Raw genomic sequence first — 18,262 nt, forward strand, 5'->3', positions numbered from 1 at the left:
AAACGAGGAATTGCGCCGAGAGCAACAATTTCTTGACATGCTCTACGGACGTCTCGCCGAGCTGAGAGATGAAGCGGAGCGGGCCGTGTCCGAGGCCCTGACCCTGGGCGACACCACCGCCCAGGGGCGGCTGGAGCGGGATGTACTGGTCGCCGAGCGGTCCGGTCTCCTCGCCGCGTTCGACGCGGGGGAGCGCGGGCTGTGTTTCGGCCGGCTGATGTTCCGCGACGGCCGTGACCACCACATCGGGCGCATCGGTATGCGGCGCGACGACGCCGAGCGCACCCCGCTGGTCGTCGACTGGCGGGCCGAGGTGGCGCGCCCGTTCTACCTCGCCACCGGACACACCCCCATGGGGCTGCGCCGCAGACGGCACATCAGCACCGAAGGCCCACGGGTCACCGCCCTCCACGACGAGATCCTGGACCTGTCCGACACCATACGGACCGGTCATGAGGGCAGCGACGCGGACGCCGTGCTGCTCGCCGCCCTGGACACCGCCCGCACCGGCCGGATGCACGACATCGTGCAGACCATCCAGGCCGAACAGGACCGGATCATCCGCGCCCCGCACACCGGTGTCCTGGTCGTCGAGGGCGGCCCCGGCACCGGGAAGACTGCCGTCGCCCTGCACCGTGCCGCGTATCTGCTCTACGCGCAGCGGGAGTTGCTGGCCCGCCGCGCGGTGCTGATCGTCGGCCCCAACCCGGCGTTCCTCGGGTACATCGGGGAGGTGCTGCCCTCGCTCGGCGAGACGGGGGTCATGCTCGCCACCCTCGGTGAACTGTTCCCCGGGGTGACCGCCACCGGTATCGACACCCCCGCCGCCGCGGAGGCCAAGGGCCGCGCCACGATGGCCGACGCGCTGGCCCAGTTCGTACGGGACAAGCAGTCCCTGCCCGACCCGGCGATCGTCATCGCCCATGAGGACGGTGACCTGGTGCTGGACGCGGACATCGCGTCCGACGCCCGCTGGCTGGCGCGTGGCACGCGGCTGCCGCACAACCTCGCCCGTCCGCATTTCGCGTTCTCCGTCATCGACGCGCTGACCGACCAGTTGACCGACCGCATCGGCGCCGACCCCTACGGCGGCCCCAATCTGCTGGGCCCCGATGACATCGCGCAGCTCGGCAAGGCGATCGCCACCAGTTCCGAGGTGCACGCCGCCATCGAGGAGCTGTGGCCCCACCTCACCCCGCGGCAGTTGGTCGCGGACTTCCTCAGCGAGCCGGTCCACCTCCCCGAGGCCGACGCTGAGGCGATCCGCCGCACCGGCGGTGCGTGGACCCCCGCCGACGTTCCGCTGCTCGACGAGGCCGCCGAGCTCCTCGGCGAGGACGACTCCGCCGCCCGCGCCGCCGCCGAGGGCCGACGACAGCAGCGCATCGCCTATGCGCAGGGTGTGCTCGACCTCTCCTACGGCTCCCGCACCCTGGAGTTCGAGGACCGCGAAGACGAGGACTCGGAGGTGCTGGCCGCCCATGACCTGATCGACGCCGAGCGGCTGGCGGAGCGGAACGAGGAGGCCGACCACCGCAGCGCCGCCGAGCGCGCCGCGGCCGACCGCACCTGGGCCTTCGGCCACATCATCGTGGACGAGGCGCAGGAGCTGTCCACGATGGCGTGGCGGCTGCTGATGCGGCGCAGCCCGACCCGTTCGATGACCCTGGTGGGCGACCCCGCGCAGACCGCGGAGCCCGGTGGCTGCGGCTCCTGGTCGGAGATCCTCGCCCCGTATGTCGAGGACCGCTTCGAGCACACCCGGCTCGGTGTCAACTACCGCACCCCGGCCGAGATCATGGCCATCGCCGCGGAGGTGGCCCGGTCCGCGGACCCCGCCTTCGAACCGCCCAGCTCCGTCCGCGCCACCGGAGTACGCCCCTGGGCCCGGCACACCGCCGATCTGCCGGGCGCGGTGGCCGGGGCCGTGGCACGGGAGACGCGGGAGGAGGGCCGGATCGCGGTGATCGCGCCGCGCGACCGCCTGGCTGCCCTCCGCGCCGCCCTGCCGGATGCCTCCGCCGGACGCACTCCGGACCTGACCCGCCCGGTGGTCCTGCTCGACCCACGGCAGGCCAAGGGGCTGGAGTTCGACACCGTGATCGTGGCCGAACCGGCGGAGTTCGGGACGAGCGACCTCTACGTGGCGCTCACCCGGGCCACCCAGCGGCTGGGCGTGGTGCACACCGGACCGCTGCCGACGGGTCTGGACGGCCTTGAGGCGGATCGTCCCACGGCGGGCCACGAGCCGGGGAAGGGGATGCCGGGGAAGGGGATGCCGGGGGAGGGGAGGCTCACCGCTCCGGAGGCGTGAGGAAACCGGTGACCGGGCGCTCTTGGCGTACACCGTCCACCGTGATGTCGACCGCCTCGTTGTAAAACGCCACCCGGTCCCTGATGACCGCCACGGCCGCCAGCGGATCCGGATAGCTCCAGGCGATGCCGGGTGGCACCTCGCCGCCGCCCGCCCAGGACCAGTACGCGGTGGCCACCCCCTTGTACGGGCAGCGGGTGGTCAGCTCGGCCGGGGTGAGCAGATCCAGCCGGACGTCCTCGCGCGGGAGGTAGTAGCGGACGGGCAGATGGGTCTCGAAGAGCAGCACCGGGGAGTGCGAGTCCGCCACCACCGTCCCCTCGATCGAGACCTGGACATGGCGGGTGCTGGGCAGTGCGTCCACGCGCTTGTGGGGGTCGCGGGGATGCACGAAGATCTCCTCCTCCTCTTCGTACCAGTGGTCCAGCACCTCCCGCCCGAACCAGGCGAAGGAGAGGTATCCCGCCAACTCCTCACCGGGGTAGGTCCAGGCCGCGTCCGGGACGATCCCCTCGCCGGTGTCCAGGTCGTAGTGGGTAGCCCCTGGTGTCGAGTTGGCGGGCGGTGCGCTCTCGCGCAGCAGATCCATCCGGACGTCCGCACGGGGAAACGCGTACAGCGGGACCGGGTGCCCCGGTTCCCACACCAGGATCGGACGGTGGCTGTCCACCACTGTGATCCCGCCCTTGGTGCCACGCACCCAGCGCTCGCTGGGCTCCCACAGCAGGGCCCGGTCGGGCACGGAGTCCCGCCGCCTCACGGGCACGGGCTCGGCCCCGCCACCGGTGTCCGCCACGAACGCCACCTCACCCCTGATTCCGGTCCGGTCCGGCGTCGGCACGGTGTGCACCGTGCCGACGGTCGACCTCCACGATGCCCGGTCGGAGGGGATTCCGCAGCTCCGCCGAGGAGGCGGTCAGCCGCTCAGCCGGTCAGTTCCTGCGGCGGCGCCGCTGGGCGGTGGTCGGCGATGTCGCGGAACTCCGCGCGGGCATCCTCGGTGCAGGCGCGGGTGCTCCGCCACGGGTGGCGCGGGGCAGTCGCGGTTTACGTCAGCGGGCCGGGATCCGCGCGGCCACGCAGGGGTCCTCGTTGCGGTAGCCGAGACGGTTGTACAGCCGGTCCGCGGGGGCGTTGTCGGCCAGCTGCCACAGGGTGCAGAACCCGTGGCGGCGTACCGCGTACCGGGTCAGCCACGAGGTCAGCGCCGCGCCGAGGCCCTGGCCGCGCATCCGGGCGTCGGTGGCCACCGACGCCATCAGCGGCGCCCCGCTGTCCCGCAGCGTGCTCAGGGCGCCGCACGCCACCATCCTGCCGTCGTCGTCCCGGATCCCTGCCCACAGGCTGACACCGGCGGACCCGGGGCCGGTGGAGTGGGCCGGGCTGTGCTCGTTGAGGAACGCCAGCAACTCGTCGTGGTGACGCTCGCCGAACTCGACCACCCGCTCCTCGCCGCGCTGGACCGGTGGCTCCTCCAGTGTCCAGCGGAAGATCCACTCGACCACATCGGTCACCGGCAGATGGCGGGCCACCAGGGTGTCGGTCCCACGTGGCCCGGTGAACTCACGCACCCGGTCGGGATGGCGCTGCGCCGCCCGCAGCACGAGGGCTGCGGCGGCCACCGGCTCACCGACGCTCCACACATGGCCACGGGTGTCGTCCAGCCAGGCCGCGGCGCCGTCGGCGGTCCAGCTGATCCGGTCGGTCGGGCGTTGTCGTGCGGCGCCGAATCTCAGCAGGGCGGAGCCGGGCCGTTGTTCCAGGCCCTGGTCGAACAGGTCCGCGGGGCGGGGGAGGACAGTCGTTGCCTGCATCGCTACTCACACGAAGACATGAGGAAGGACAAGGAAGGACGGCTGAGGAGCCACGGGGAGGGGGTATGGGGGAGGCGGCCGACCACTCTGGCACACCGCCCCTGGGCGGGAGCAAATCCGTGGCGACGGCACCGCACCATGCCATGAGATGCCATGAGATCTGTCACAACAATCCGTGGAGCAAAAGGTACGCGAAGGTCGATATCTCCTAGGCGACATAAGAGGGTTTTTCCGCTCTGGTGGACATGTGTGCTCCGGCGCGCGATGCCGTCCGGGCCGGAGCGTCATGGTGCACAGTCGTGCCGGAACCAGGTGTTCTGACGGTGTGGCAGTGCGGTGGCGAAGCTGTGAAGCCGCACCAGCACGCATCGCCGAGGAGTGCAAGCCACGTGTACCACTACGAAGCCGCATAGGACCGAACACTTGTTGCCCCGCACCTCCGGCGGATCTAAGAATGGCGGCCCGCAAGGCGCCCCGGCGGCTCATGCGCGACATCGTGCGGAACCCCGCCGGACCAGGGGGGAGAGGGCGTGCCGCGATTACCGAGTGAGGTCATGTATGAGCAAGCACCGCAGCAACAAGACGCACCACCGGAAGATAGCCGTGGCGGCCGTGGCCGTCGCCGCCGTGGGTGTGCCTTCCGTTGCCATGGCCTGTCTGGACGGGCAGGACAACAAGGGCTCCGAGGCCCGTGGCGAATGGACCACGACCGCCCGCCACCGTGGCCACAGCGACTCGGACAAGGAGAAAGACCACCGGTGGAAGCACCGCGCCGACCGGTCCAAGCCCACCCCGAGCGCATCGCGGTCGGCCTCGCCGCGTCACACCCCGTCCGCTCGCCCCTCCTCCGCGGCACCGTCCACCGCCGCCTCCACCCGCACCGCTCCGGCCAAGGCCACCACCAAGGCCGCCTCGCCGTCCTCCAAGGCCCCCGCGTCGAGCACCGCCACCAAGAGCTCCGGCTCGTCCCTCCAGGACCAGATCGTCGCGCTGGTCAACAAGGAGCGCGCCAAGGTCGGCTGCAAGCCGGTGACCGTCGACGCCAAGCTGACCAAGGCCGCCCAGGCTCACAGTGAGGACATGGCGGCACACAGCAACATGTCGCACACCGGGTCCGACGGATCATCCCCCGACGACCGCATCGAGCGGGCCGGATACTCCTGGAGCACCTACGGCGAGAACGTGGCCTACGGCTACAGCTCGCCCGAGAGCGTCATGCAGGGCTGGATGAACAGCTCCGGCCACAAGGCCAACATCCTGAACTGCAACTTCAAGGAGATCGGCGTCGGCCACGCGCAGCCCGGCCACTACTGGACCCAGGACTTCGCCACCGCCCGCTGACCCACTCGGCCACTTCGCCCCGCGGCGCCCGGCCGCCAACGGGCACCGCACACGGCACCCGTGCACACCGGCCGGGGCCGACGCTCAGCCGTCGGTCCCGGCCGCTCGTGCCCGTGCCCGCGCCTCGCCGGGCGGGCGGATGAACTGTAGCTCCAGTGTGGCCGGTGGCTCTGCCACACCCGGCCCGCCCGCGAGCGCCCAGGCGAGCAGATCGTCGGTGCTCTCGTCGTCCAGCGCCCAGCCGACCCAGGTCGGCCGGCCACCGGAGCGGCGTCCGGTGGCGGAGGGCTGGACCACCACCACATTGGCCTGACCGCACGGGCCCAGACAGTCGGTCGTCCGGACCGCCAGACACCCCGGTGCGGCGTCCACCGCCGCCCGCAGCCGGTCCAGCTGACCCTGGTGATCCGTACGCGGGTGCTTGGCCGCGTCGCCGCAGCAACAGTCCCGGCAGACAACGAGGGTGCACGGCCGTTCCGGTACGCCGCGCCGCGGCCAGCTCTGCATCGGAGCATTGTGGCACGGCGGTTCAGCGCCCCGTCGGGGCCCCGAAGGACGGGGCCGGTCCGCGTTTCCGTGACGGGAACAGGACCGGCCCCGAACGGTGCCGACCGCGAGGCGCGCGTTCAGCCGGGTGTCCGCTCCCGGGGCCCGTAGAGCGCCTGGTCCTGGCCGGTGGCCAGGGCCCAGTACCGGTCGCCGTAGGACCAGTGCCACCATTCGGTGGGGTAGTTGACCATCCCCACCGCCGTCAGCGCGTCGGCGAGCAACCGCCGGTTGGCGCGGGCCTGTGCGCTGATACCGGGAGCGTCGGTGTAGCAGGCGCCGTCGCTCTCCTCCGGGCTGGCGTTCATCGGTGTCCCCATGTCGAGTTCCCGCCCGTCGGCCGTGGTGGCGAGGGTGAGGTCGACCGCGGCGCCGGCGCTGTGCGGAGCGATCTCGGGCGGGGACACATAGCGGCTCGCGGCGCGGTGGACCTCCTCGGCGGACCAGCCGGGATGGGACGCGCGCAGTTCGTCGGCGTAACTCTGGAAGTACTGCCGTTGCAGGGCGGGCGTCCGGTAGCCCTCGATGATGAGCAGGCCGATGCCGTCCGGCAGCAGCGCCCGCGCCTCCAACAGCCGGGTCAGCACCCCTTCCCGCAGCCAGGCGAACGCTCCCTCGGCGTCCGCTCTGTCGGGGGCGGTGGCCAACGACGCATGGAGCCGGACGTCGAGGAGCGGTTCACCGCAGTCCACCACGGGGATGGATGTGACTCTCGGATCTGACATCAGGACAACTTCGGTCATGGCCCGATCATCGCCTGCCGGCGGCCGCGCGGAGGGAGGCCGCGTTGTGATCGTGGTCACCGGAGCGTGTCCCCGTGTGCGACAAGCCATTCCTGGACGGCCCGGCCGGTCGCCTCGGAGTGGTCCTCCATGATGGTGAAGTGGTCTCCTGACACATCGACGGGGACATGCGGCAGCGGCCATGTCGCCTGCCAGGCGCCCTCGGCCGCCTCGACGGGGGTCGCGGCGGTGGATCCGCCGGGTGGATAGGCCGCGCGCACCAGCAGGGTGGGCGCGGTGACCGGCACCGGACTCCAGTTCTCGAACGCGCGCAAGTAGCAGCCTTCGGCGGTGAGTTGGGCGCCGGTCAGCAGCTCGAGCTCCTCCGGGGACGCGGCATTGACCCGAGCCACGATCTCGGGCCACAGCTGGTCGTCAAACCTGTCGGTCACCGGGTAGGTGTCCAGCAACACCACCGCGCTCACCGGGACACCCCACTGTTCCAGGCGCGCCGCCACCGCGTTGGCCATCAGACCGCCCGAGGAGTAACCGGCCAGGGCGAACGGAGCGCCGCCGGTGTGGGCGCGCACCGCCTCCGCCTGGAAGTCCACCGCCTGCTCCACCCCGGCGGGCAGCGGCTCCCCGGTGCGGAAGCCTGGATAGGGCAGTACGGTCACCTTCCGGTGGCCGCCGAACACCGTGGCGAAGCGGGTGTAGAAGTGCGGACCGGACGGCGCCACCAGCGGGGGGAAGCAGAGCAGTTCGGGGGCGCTGCCAGTGGCCAGCCGCACCGGTGGCGGAGGGGTGGCCACCTCGGCCGCCGCGGTGAACGTGGGCCGCAGAACCGCGGCCGCCCGCAGCAGTTCCACACTCTCCACCCACAGACCGAGGCGACACGCCTGGAGATACAGCCCGCGCAGGGTGTCCTCGGGGGCGATGGCCGAAGCCTCGTCGCCGAGGGCGAGTTCGGCGCACAGATGGGCGCACAACGCCTCTCCGCTGGGGTGGTCGAAGGCGATGGTGGCGGCCAGGCTCAGCCCGGTGGCCTCCGCCAGCCGGTTGCGCAGCTCCAGCGCGGTCAGCGAGTCGAAGCTCCACTGCCCCCGGACGTCGGTCATATCGAACTCGTCGGGCGAGGCGTAGCCGAGGACGGCGGCCGCGTGGTCGCGCACCACCTCCCTCAGCACCCGCTCGCGCTCGCCCTCCGGCAGTCCGGCCAGCCGGGTGGCGGTGTCCTCACCCATGGCCGTCGCCGCCGCCCGAGCCGCCCGCTTCACCGGTGCCCGCACCAACCCGCGGAGCATCACCGGCACGGCGTCCGGGGCGGCGCGCAGCGCACCGGTGTTCAGCCGCATCGGCACCACCACCGACGTCGGTGACTCCAGGCCCAGGTCGAACAGGGCCAGCCCCTCGGCCGCGGACAGCGCGGCCACACCCGACCGGGAGAGCCGGGACACATCGGCTGCCGACATCCCTCTCGTCATACCGCTGCTGTCCGCCCACAGCCCCCAGGCCAGGGACACCGCGGACAGGCCCGCCGCCCGGCGGTGCCGGGCCAGCCCGTCCAGGAAGGCATTGGCCGCCGCGTAGTTGCCCTGGCCGGGGCCGCCGAGCGTACCCGCCGCCGACGAGAACAGCACAAAGGCCGACAGCTCCCGGTCGAGGGTGAGTTCATGCAGCAGCCAGGCCGCATCGGCCTTGGGTCGCAGCACCCGTCGCACCCGCTCCGCGTCGAGGGCGCCGATCACCCCGTCGTCGAGCAGCCCGGCCGTGTGCACGACCCCGGTGAGCGGATGCGCCGCGGGCACGGCGGCCAGCAGCGCGGCCAGCGCGGCACGGTCGGACACATCGCAGGCGGTGAGCGTCACCTCCGCACCCAGCGCGATCAGTTCGGCGCACAGCTCCTCGGCGCCCGGTGCCGCCGGCCCGCTCCGGCTGACCAGCAGCAACCGGTCCACTCCGTAGGCGGTCACCAAATGGCGGGCGACGAGGGCACCGAGGGTTCCGGTGGCGCCGGTGACCAGTACGGTGCCACCGGGCGCGAAGCGGACCACGTCGGCGCCGGTGGTGCGGGCGGCACCGGCCCGGGTGAGCCGTGGCACCCGTACCTCGCCCTCGCGCAGGGCGAGTTGGGGTTCGCCACCGGCCACCGCTTCGGCCAGCGCCGTCGGCAGGGTCGTGTACGAGGCGGCGGATCCGTCGAGGTCGAGCAGGACGAGCCGGCCCGGGTTCTCGGTCTGCGCGGAGCGGATCAGCCCCCACACCGCGCTTCGCGCCAGATCGGAAACGTCCTCCTCCTCACCGGTCGCCACCGCTCGCCGGGTGACCAGCACCAGCGGAACGCCCGCGAACCGCTCGTCGGACAGCCACTCCTGGGCATGGCGCAGCGCCTCCAGCGTGGCCTGTCCGGCGTTGTCCGCCGGATCAGCGCCGGACACATCGCCGAATGACACCAGCACCGCGTCGGGTGGTCCGTCCGCCGCGCCGAGGGCCGAGGCCAGATCGGCGCGGTGGGTGACACTGCCGCCCCCGGCCGCGCACGCGGCCCCCAGCCCGAGGTGGTCGGGACCGGCCACCACCCAGCGGAGAGCCGTGGCCGGGGCGGATGGCCGCGGCCGGGCCACCCAGTCCAGCCGGAAGAGCGCATCGGCGTGTGCGCCATGGTCCGTTCCGAGCCGGTCGGTATCGACCGGCCGCAGCACCAGCGACTCGACGGTGGCCACCGGTTCACCCGCGGGGTCCGTCAGCGACAGGGCGACCGCGTCCGGTCCGGCCGGGCTCAGCCGCACCCGCACCACGGCGGCGCCGACGGCATGGCGCCGCACCCCGCGCCAGGAGAACGGCAGCCGGGCCCGGCCCGCGTCGTCCAGGAGTCCGCCGAGGTCGATCGCGTGCAGACAGGCATCGAGCAGCGCGGGATGCACCCCGTAGGCGTCGGCCTCGGTCCGCTGCTCCTCGGCGAGTTCCACCTCGGCCAGCACCTCGTCCCCGTGCCGCCACGCCGCGCGCAGCCCCTGGAACGCCGGGCCGTAACCGAGCCCCGCGGCGGCCATCGTCCGGTACACCCCGGCCACGTCCAGCGGCTCCGCCCCGGCCGGTGGCCAGACCGGAACGGAGTCCGGTGCCGTACCGCCGCCCACGGTGAGCACACCGACCGCGTGCCGGGTCCACTCCTCGGCGCCGTCCATGCCGTCCGCCCCGTCCTCGTCGGACGGGCTCTCCGGGCCGTCCGGGCGTGAGTCCACGGTGACCGTGCGGCGCCCGGAACCATCGTCCCCGGCCACGGTGAGCCGCAACCGCACCCCGCCGTGCTCGGGCAGCACCAGCGGCGCGGTGAGCGTCAGCTCCTCCAAAGTGTCACAGCCGGTCAACTCACCTGCGGTCAGCGTCAGTTCCACAAACGCGGTACCCGGCAGCAGCGTGCTGTCACCGACCGTGTGATCGGCGAGCCAGGGGTGGTCGGCCGTCGACAGCCGGGCGGTGCAGACCAGTCCCTGCCCGTCGGCCAGTTCCAGCGCGGCGCCGAGCAGCGGATGCGCGGCGGCGGTGAGCCCCAGCTCCGTCACGGCGGCCTCGCCGACCGCCACCCGGGGCGCCTCCAGCCAGTAGCGCTGCCGCTGGAAGGCATACGTGGGCAACTCCACCACCGGCCGGTCCCCGGACACAGGCTCCGCCCAGACCACCGCCACGCCCCGGACATACGCCTCGGCCAGCGACAGCCGGAACCGTCCGCGGCCTCCGTCGTCGCGGCGCAGTGTGCCCAGGGTCACGCCATCGGTGTCCCGCAGTGTGTCCTGCATCGGCAGGGACAGTGTCGGATGCGGACTGACCTCGATGAACACCCGGTGTCCGGCATCCGCCAGAGCCCGGGTGGCACGCTCGAAGTCGACGGTGTGCCGCAGACTGCGGTACCAGTAACCGGCGTCCAGACCGGCGGTGTCCACCCGTTCGCCCGTCAGCGCCGAGTAGTACGGCACCCGCGGCACCCGCGGCCGGATACCGCCCAGCGCCTCGGTGAGGTCGTCCTCGACCGCCGCCACCTGCGCCGAGTGGGAGGCGTAGTCGACCGCCACCCGGCGGGCCCGCACCCCATCCTGTTCGGCCGAGGCCAACAACTCCTCCAGCGCTGCCGGTTCCCCGGACACCACCACGGTCCGCGGTCCGTTGACGGCCGCGACCGACAGCCGGTCGGCCCAGCGGGCGATCCGGCGCGCGGTGTCCTCCGCGGACGCCACCAGCGAGACCATCCCGCCGTGCCCGGCAAGGACGCGCAGGGCGCGGGAGCGCAGCGCCACCACCAGAGCGGCGTCCTGGAGCGACAGCGCACCGGCCACACACGCGGCGGCGATCTCCCCCTGGGAGTGGCCCACCACCGCGGTCGGGGTGACACCGTGGGCACGCCACACCTCGGCCAGCGACACCATCACCGCCCACAGAGCGGGCTGCACCACATCCACTCGGTCCAGCCCCGGAGCGCCGGGCGCGCCCCGCACCACATCGAGCAGCGACCAGTCCGTATGGGGTGCCAGCGCGGCGGCGCACTCCGCCATTCGCGTGGCGAACACAGGTTCGGTGTCGAGGAGTTCACGGCCCATGCCGACCCATTGGGAGCCTTGGCCGGGGAAGACGAACACCGGTCGTGGATCCGGCCCCGCCACCCCGCGCACCACGGACGGCAGCTGCTCGTCCCGCGCCAGCGCGGCCAGTCCGCCCAGCATCGCCTCACGGCCGTCGGCCACCACCACGGCCCGGTGGTTCAGGGTGGCCCGGCCGGTGATCAGCGCATGGCCCACCTCGGCCGTGTCGAGTCCGGGCCGGGCCAGCAGATGCGCATGGAGCCGTTCGGCCTGGCCGCGCAGCGCGGCAGCCGAGTGCCCGGAAAGCACCCATGGCGCCGGTGGCAGCGGCGCGGCGGACCGCACCGGTTCGGCCGGTGCGTCCTGCTCCACGACGACATGGGCGTTGGTACCGCTTACCCCGAACGAGGACACCCCGGCCCGGCGCGGGCGCGAAGTCTTAGGCCACGGCCGCCCCTCGGACAGCAGCCGCACCGTCCCGGCGGACCAGTCCACCAGCGATGACGGCTCCTGGGCGTGCAGGGTCGGCGGCAGGACACCGTGCCGCATCGCCATCACCATCTTGATGATCCCGCCGACCCCCGCCGCTGCCTGGGTATGGCCCACATTGGACTTCAACGAGCCCAGCCACAGCGGCCGTTCGCGATCGCGCTCCCGACCGTAGGTGGCCAGCAGCGCCTCGGCCTCGACGGGATCGCCCAGCCGGGTGCCAGTGCCGTGTGCTTCGACCGCGTCCACCTCGTGCTCGGTGAGCCCCGCGTCGGCGAGCGCCTGCCGGATCACCCGCGCTTGCGACGGGCCGTTCGGCGCGGTCAGACCGTTGGACGTACCGTCCTGGTTGACCGCGCTGCCCCGGACCACGGCCAGCACCGGATGGCCATGGCGGCGCGCGTCGGACAGCCGCTCCACCAGCAGTATTCCGGCGCCCTCGCTCCAGCCGGTGCCGTCCGCGCCGTCGGAGAACGCCTTGCACCGGCCGTCCGGCGCCAGCCCGCGCTGTCTGCTGAACTCGATGAACGGAGCCGGGCCCGCCATCACCGCCACCCCGCCCGCCAGCGCGAGCGAGCACTCGCCACGGCGCAGCGCCTGCGCCGCCAGATGCAGTGCCACCAGTGACGACGAACACGCGGTGTCGACCGTGACGGCGGGGCCCTCAAGACCGAAGGTGTAGGACACCCGGCCGGACGCCACACTGCCGGCGCTGCCGACCCCGAGATGGCCCTCGAACCCCTCGGGCATCCGGTGGTGCAGCCGGGACGCGTAGTCGTGGTACATCACACCGACGAACACACCGGTCCGGCTGCCGCGCATCCCGGCCGGGTCGATCCCCGCCCGCTCGAACGCCTCCCACGTGGTCTCCAGCAGCAGCCGCTGCTGTGGATCGATCGCCAGCGCCTCACGCGGGGTGATGCCGAAGAACCCCGGATCGAAGTCGGCGGCGTCGTACAGGAATCCGCCCTCCCGCACGGTGGAGGTGCCCGGCCGGTCGGGATCGGGGTCGTACAGGTTCGCCACGTCCCAGCCCCGGTCCTCGGGGAACCCGCCGATCGCGTCGACCCCGCCGTCCACCAGCCGCCACAGCTCCTCCGGGGATCCGACACCACCCGGATAGCGGCAGCTCATCCCGATGATGGCGATCGGCTCGTCGACCGCGGCCGCCATGGTGGCCACGGGGGCCACCGGGGCGCCCATGACCTCCATGTCCAGATGGCGGGCGAGCGCGTCCGGCGTGGGGTGGTCGAAGACCAGGGTGGGCGGCAGCCGCAGACCAGTGGCCGCGCCGAGCTGGTTGCGCAGCTCCAGCGCGCTGAGCGAGTCGAAACCGATCTCGCGGAAGGTGCGTTCGGCCGCCACCGCACCAGCCGAGCCATGGCCCGCCACGGCCGCCGTCTGCCCGGTGACCAGCTCCAGCAGGGTATGGGCCCGCTCCTCGGGCGACATCGCGGCCAGCCTCCGCACAAACGCGGAACCGCCGTGCTCCAACGCCCCGCCCCGGTCCGCCGTCCGCCGGGTCACCGTCCGCACCAGACCGCGCAGCAGCGGTGGCACCGGCCGCACCCGGGCCTCCTGGTACACGGCCGGCAGATCCAGCCGGGCGGGCACCAACAGGGCCCGGTCCGCCCGGTGTGCCGCGTCGAACAGGGCGAGCCCCTGCCCGGCCGTCAGCGTGGTGAGACCGGCCCGGCTCATCCGCCGCCGGTCGCCCTCCTCCAGCCCGCCGGTCATCCCGCCGTCCTGGCCCCACAGCCCCCACGCGAGCGACACCGCCGGAAGCCCCCTGGCCCGCCGGTGGCACGCCAGCGCGTCCAGGAACGCGTTCGCCGCCGCGTAGTTGGCCTGACCCGGTGAGCCGAGCGTGCCGGACAGCGACGAGAACAGGATGAACGCCGAGAGACCCAGGTCACGGGTCAGCTCGTGCAGATGCCAGGCCGCGTCCGCCTTCGGGCGCAGCACCGCGTCCACCCGCTCCGGTGTCAGCGACGCGAGGACACCATCGTCCAGGACACCCGCCGTGTGCACCACCGCGGACACCGGACAGCGCGTCAAGAGAGCGGCCACCGCGTCCCGTTCGGACACGTCGCACGCCACCACGGCCACGTCGGCGCCCAGCTTCGTCAGCTCCGTACGCAGCTCCGCCGCGCCCGGCGCACTCTCGCCACGGCGGCTCACCAGCAGCAGTCGACGCGCCCCGTGCTGCTCCACCAGGTGCCGGGCCACCAGTCCGCCCAGTCCGCCCGTACCACCTGTCACCAGTACCCAGTCCGCGCCGAGGTCGAGACCGGCGCCGGCGACCGGGGTGTCCGCCGGTCCCTCCGGCGCGGGCACCCGGGCGAGCCGTGGGGCACACACCGCACCGGAACGCACCGCGAGCTGGGGTTCGTCCGAGGCCAGCGCGGACGTCAGCACCGCGAGCGAGGAATGCTCACCGTCCTCGTCCACCAGGACAAGGCGTCCGGGATTCTCCGACTGCGCCGACCGGACAAGACCCCACACCGCCGCGCCCGCCGGATCGGGTACGTCCTCGCCCGCGTTCGCCGCCACCGCACCCCGGGTCACCAGCGCCAGCCGCGCTCCGGCGAACCGCTCCTCCGCCAGCCACCATTGGACCGTGTCCAGCGCCCAACGGGCCGCCGAGCGCACCGCGTCGGTCCCCGCGGCGGCATCCGGTGCGGGGCGGCGCAGCACCACCGTCTCCGGCAGCGCTCCGCCCTCCGCCACCACGGCGTCCACCGCCGCCCTGCCGCCGAATTCACCGACCGACGTGGTGACGTCGGAGGACTCCGCCACCGGCCCCCACTCCACCTGGAACAACGACTCCCACACACTGTCCGGGGCGGTCAGCTGCCCGGCCGACACCGGACGCAGCACCAGGGACGCCACCGACGCGACCGGGGCACCCGTGGCATCGGCCAGCTCCAGGGACACCGCGTCCGAGCCCGCCGGGGCGATGCGCAGCCGTGCCGTCCGCGCACCCGACGCATACAGCCGCACCCCCGACCAGGCGAACGGCAGCCGCGCGCCATCCACCGCGCGCTCCGTGTCCGGACCGATCGCGTGCAGCGCGGCATCGAGCAGCGCCGGATGCAAGCCGAACGCCGCCGCCTCGGTGCCGTCCTCCAATGCCACCTCGGCGAACACCTCGTCGCCGCGCCGCCATACGGCCCGCAGCCCCTGGAAGACGGGGCCGTAGTCGAATCCGTCCTCCTTGCGGCGCTCGTAGAAGCCTTCCAGGTCGACGCCCCGGGCCTCCGCAGGTGGCCACATCTCCAGGGCGGCGGGCCGATGCCTGTCGTCCACGCTCAGCACACCACTGGCATGCCTGGTCCACGGCGCGTCGGCGTCCCCGTCCTCGGCCCGCGCGTAGACCGTCAGCCTCCGGCGACCGGCTTCCTCCGGTGCTCCCACCGCGAGTTGCAGCCGTACGGCACCCCGCTGGGGCAGCACCAGCGGGGCCTCCAGTGTCAGTTCCTCCACCACCGCGCAACCGACCTCGTCGCCCGCGCGTACGGCCAGCTCCACAAAGGCCGTACCGGGCAGCAGGACCGTGCCGAACACGGCGTGGTCGGCGAGCCAGGGGTGGGTGGCGAGCGAAAGCCGCGCGGTGAACAGGTACCCCTCCGTATCGGCGGTCGGCACCGCCGCGCCCAGCAGGGGATGATCCGCCGAACCCAGCCCGGCCGAGGCCATGTCCCCGGCCGCCACCGGGGCGTCCAGCCAGTAACGGCGGCGCTGGAAGGCGTAGGTCGGCAGATCCACCCGGCGCGCCCCGGTCCCGGCGTAGTACGCGTCCCAGTCCACCGGCACTCCGCGGACATGCAACTGCCCCAGCGCCGACGCCAGGGCCGACGGCTCGGACCGCTCCTCGCGCAGGGTGGGGACGAACACCGCGTCGGACGCCACCTCCTGGCCCAGGGCCGAGAGTGCCGCACCCGGACCGACCTCCAGGAAGGTCCGCACCTCCTGCCCGGCCATCGTGGCCACCGCGTCCCCGAACCGCACCGGTTGCCGTGCGTGCCGCACCCAGTGGCCGGGATCCGCCCACTCCTCCGGCGTGGTGATCCGCCCGGTGAGCGTGGAGACCACCGCGGTCTCCGGCGGGGAGACGGCGATTCCCGCCACCACCTGCCGGAACTCCTCCAGCATCGGTTCCATCAGCGACGAGTGGAAGGCATGGCTGACCCGCAGCTGGGACACCTCACGGCCCCGGCCCCGCCACTCCTCGGCCAACGCGACCACCGCCGCCTCCGGGCCCGAGAGGACCACGGACCGAGGCCCGTTGACCGCCGCGACACCGACCTCGTCGGGCAGTCCGGAAACCACCTCGTCCTCCGACGCCCGTACCGCCACCATCGCGCCGCCCGCGGGCAGCGCCTGCATCAGCCTGCCCCGCGCGGACACCACCACCGCCGCGTCCGCCAGCGACAGCACACCGGCCACATGCGCGGCGGCCAGTTCGCCGACCGAATGCCCGGCCACGAAGTCCGGCCGCACTCCCCACGACTCCAGCAGCCGGAACAGAGCCACCTCAATCGCGAACAGCGCGGGCTGGGCGCACCCGGTCCGGTGCAGCGCCGCCTCGTCGTCGCCGAACAGCACCTCGCGTACGGAACCGTCCAGCCGCTCCAGTACGGCGTCCAGCGCCTCGGTGAAGGCGGGGTACCGGACATACAGCTCGCGCCCCATGCCCAGCCGCTGTGCGCCCTGGCCCGAGAACACCATGCCAAGACCGCCGGGTACCACCGCTCCGGACTGCACCCGGGGGGAGGGGATGCCCTCGGCGAGTGCCGAAAGCCCCTCCGTGAACCCTTCGAGGTCCTCGGCCAGCACCGCCGCGCGGTGCTCGAACGCCGAGCGGGTCGTCACCAGTGAGTAGCCGATGTCCAGCGGTGTCGCGTCGCTGTGGGCGGTGAGGTGGGTGTGGAGTTGTTGTGCTTGGGCGGTGAGTGCGGTGGGTGTTTTGGCGGTGAGGATCCAGGGGGTGGTGGGTTGTTGTTCGGTGGGTGTGGGTTGGGGTGTGGGTGTGGGTGTGGGTGTGGGTGTGGGTGTGGGTGGTGCTTGTTCGATGATGGTGTGGGCGTTGGTGCCGCTGACGCCGAAGGAGGAGATGGCGGCGCGGTGGGGTTGGTGGGTGTGGGGCCAGGGTTGGGGTTGGGTGAGGAGTTTGATGGTGTTGTTGTTCCAGTTGGTGTGGGGTGTGGGGTGGTTGATGTGGAGGGTTTGGGGGAGGGTGTGGTGGTTGATGGCGAGGGTGGTTTTGATGAGGGCGGCGATGCCTGCGGCGGCTTGGGTGTGGCCGATGTTGGTTTTGAGGGAGCCGAGGTGGAGTGGGTTGTGGGGGGTGTGGTGGGGTCCGTAGGTGGTGTGGAGTGCTTGGGCTTCGATGGGGTCGCCGAGGGTGGTGCCGGTGCCGTGTGCTTCGACGTAGTGGATGTCGGCGGGGGTGAGTTGGGCGTTGGTGAGGGCTTGGGTGATGACGGTTTGCTGGGAGGGTCCGTGGGGTGCGGTGAGTCCGTTGGAGGCGCCGTCCTGGTTGATGGCGCTGCCGCGGATGACGGCGAGGACGGGGTGGCCCAGGCGCTGGGCGTCCGACAGCCGTTCCACCACCACCATCCCCACACCCTCGCCCCAGCCGGTGCCATCGGCGTCGTCCGAGAACGCCTTGCAGCGCCCGTCCGGGGCCAGCGCCCGCTGCCTGCTGGTTTCGATGAACGTCCGGGGTGTGGCCATGAAGGTGGCGCCCCCGGTCAGTGCCAGCGAACATTCGCCCCGGCGCAGTGAGTGGCAGGCCAGATGGAGCGCCACCAGGGAGGACGAACAGGCCGTGTCCACCGTGAGCGCCGGACCCGTCAGCCCGAGGGTGTAGGCGATCCGGCCCGAGGCGATACTGCCCGCGCTGCCGTTGGCCAGATAGCCTTCGACGTCCTCCGGCACCTGGGCGAACCGCGCCGCGTAGTCGTTGTACATGACGCCGACGAACACCCCGGTCCGGCTGCCCCGGATCCGGGCCGGATCGATCCCGGCCCGCTCCAGCGCCTCCCAGGAGGTCTCCAGCAGCAACCGCTGCTGCGGGTCCATGGCCAGGGCCTCGCGCGGGGTGATGCCGAAGAACTCCGCGTCGAAGTCGGCGGCGTCGCGCAGAAAGCCACCGTGGCGGGTGTACGAGGTGCCGGGCCGGTCGGGGTCGGGGTCGTACAGCGCATCGAGGTCCCAGCCCCGATCGGTGGGGAACTCGCTCACCGCGTCGACACCCTCGATCAGCAGCCGCCACAGATCCTCGGGGGACATCACACCGCCGGGCAGCCGGCAGCCCATGCCCACGACGGCGATGGGCTCCCGCTCCCGCTCCTCGGCGTCGCGCAGCCGCCGCCGCGCGGTGTGCAGATCGGTGCTCGCCCGCTTGAGGTAGGAGCGGAGCTTTTCCTCGTTCTCCATCTGACGGCTCTTCCT

General features: G+C 72.7%; 7 protein-coding genes. 2 read left to right on the forward strand and 5 right to left on the reverse strand.

Annotation, left to right across the window (positions count from 1 at the left end; translation table 11 throughout):
* Nucleotides 1-37 precede the first annotated feature (37 nt).
* Nucleotides 38-2,314, forward strand: coding sequence for a HelD family protein (locus AC4BEG_RS33165; protein ID WP_490703358.1), 2,277 nt, complete (start codon nt 38-40; stop codon nt 2,312-2,314).
* Here AC4BEG_RS33165 and AC4BEG_RS33170 read toward each other — a convergent pair.
* Complete coding sequence (locus tag AC4BEG_RS33170) at nt 2,295-3,080, reverse strand: DUF427 domain-containing protein (protein ID WP_490707289.1); 786 nt, start codon at nt 3,078-3,080, stop codon at nt 2,295-2,297. The genes AC4BEG_RS33165 and AC4BEG_RS33170 overlap by 20 nt on opposite strands.
* 286 nt (nt 3,081-3,366) lie before the next feature.
* Complete coding sequence (locus AC4BEG_RS33175) at nt 3,367-4,128, reverse strand: GNAT family N-acetyltransferase (protein WP_490703359.1); 762 nt, start codon at nt 4,126-4,128, stop codon at nt 3,367-3,369.
* Nucleotides 4,129-4,686: 558 nt separating this feature from the next.
* Between AC4BEG_RS33175 and AC4BEG_RS33180 the strand changes: the two genes are divergently transcribed.
* Nucleotides 4,687-5,469, forward strand: coding sequence for a CAP domain-containing protein (locus tag AC4BEG_RS33180; protein WP_490703360.1), 783 nt, complete (start codon nt 4,687-4,689; stop codon nt 5,467-5,469).
* A gap of 84 nt (nt 5,470-5,553) precedes the next feature.
* Here AC4BEG_RS33180 and AC4BEG_RS33185 read toward each other — a convergent pair whose 3' ends face one another.
* From AC4BEG_RS33185 to AC4BEG_RS33195, 3 genes are all read right to left on the reverse strand, one after another.
* Nucleotides 5,554-5,976, reverse strand: coding sequence for a (2Fe-2S) ferredoxin domain-containing protein (locus tag AC4BEG_RS33185; RefSeq protein ID WP_490703361.1), 423 nt, complete (start codon nt 5,974-5,976; stop codon nt 5,554-5,556).
* Between the two features lie 119 nt (nt 5,977-6,095).
* On the reverse strand, nt 6,096-6,758 hold the full coding sequence (locus tag AC4BEG_RS33190) for a M15 family metallopeptidase (protein ID WP_490703362.1): 663 nt from the start codon (nt 6,756-6,758) through the stop codon (nt 6,096-6,098).
* Between the two features lie 56 nt (nt 6,759-6,814).
* Nucleotides 6,815-18,247 (reverse strand): type I polyketide synthase, encoded by an 11,433-nt coding sequence (locus tag AC4BEG_RS33195; RefSeq protein ID WP_490703363.1) that lies wholly within the window; start codon nt 18,245-18,247, stop codon nt 6,815-6,817.
* Nucleotides 18,248-18,262: the final 15 nt, after the last annotated feature.

This window comes from Streptomyces sp. JLBJ103 (genome assembly GCF_058215575.1).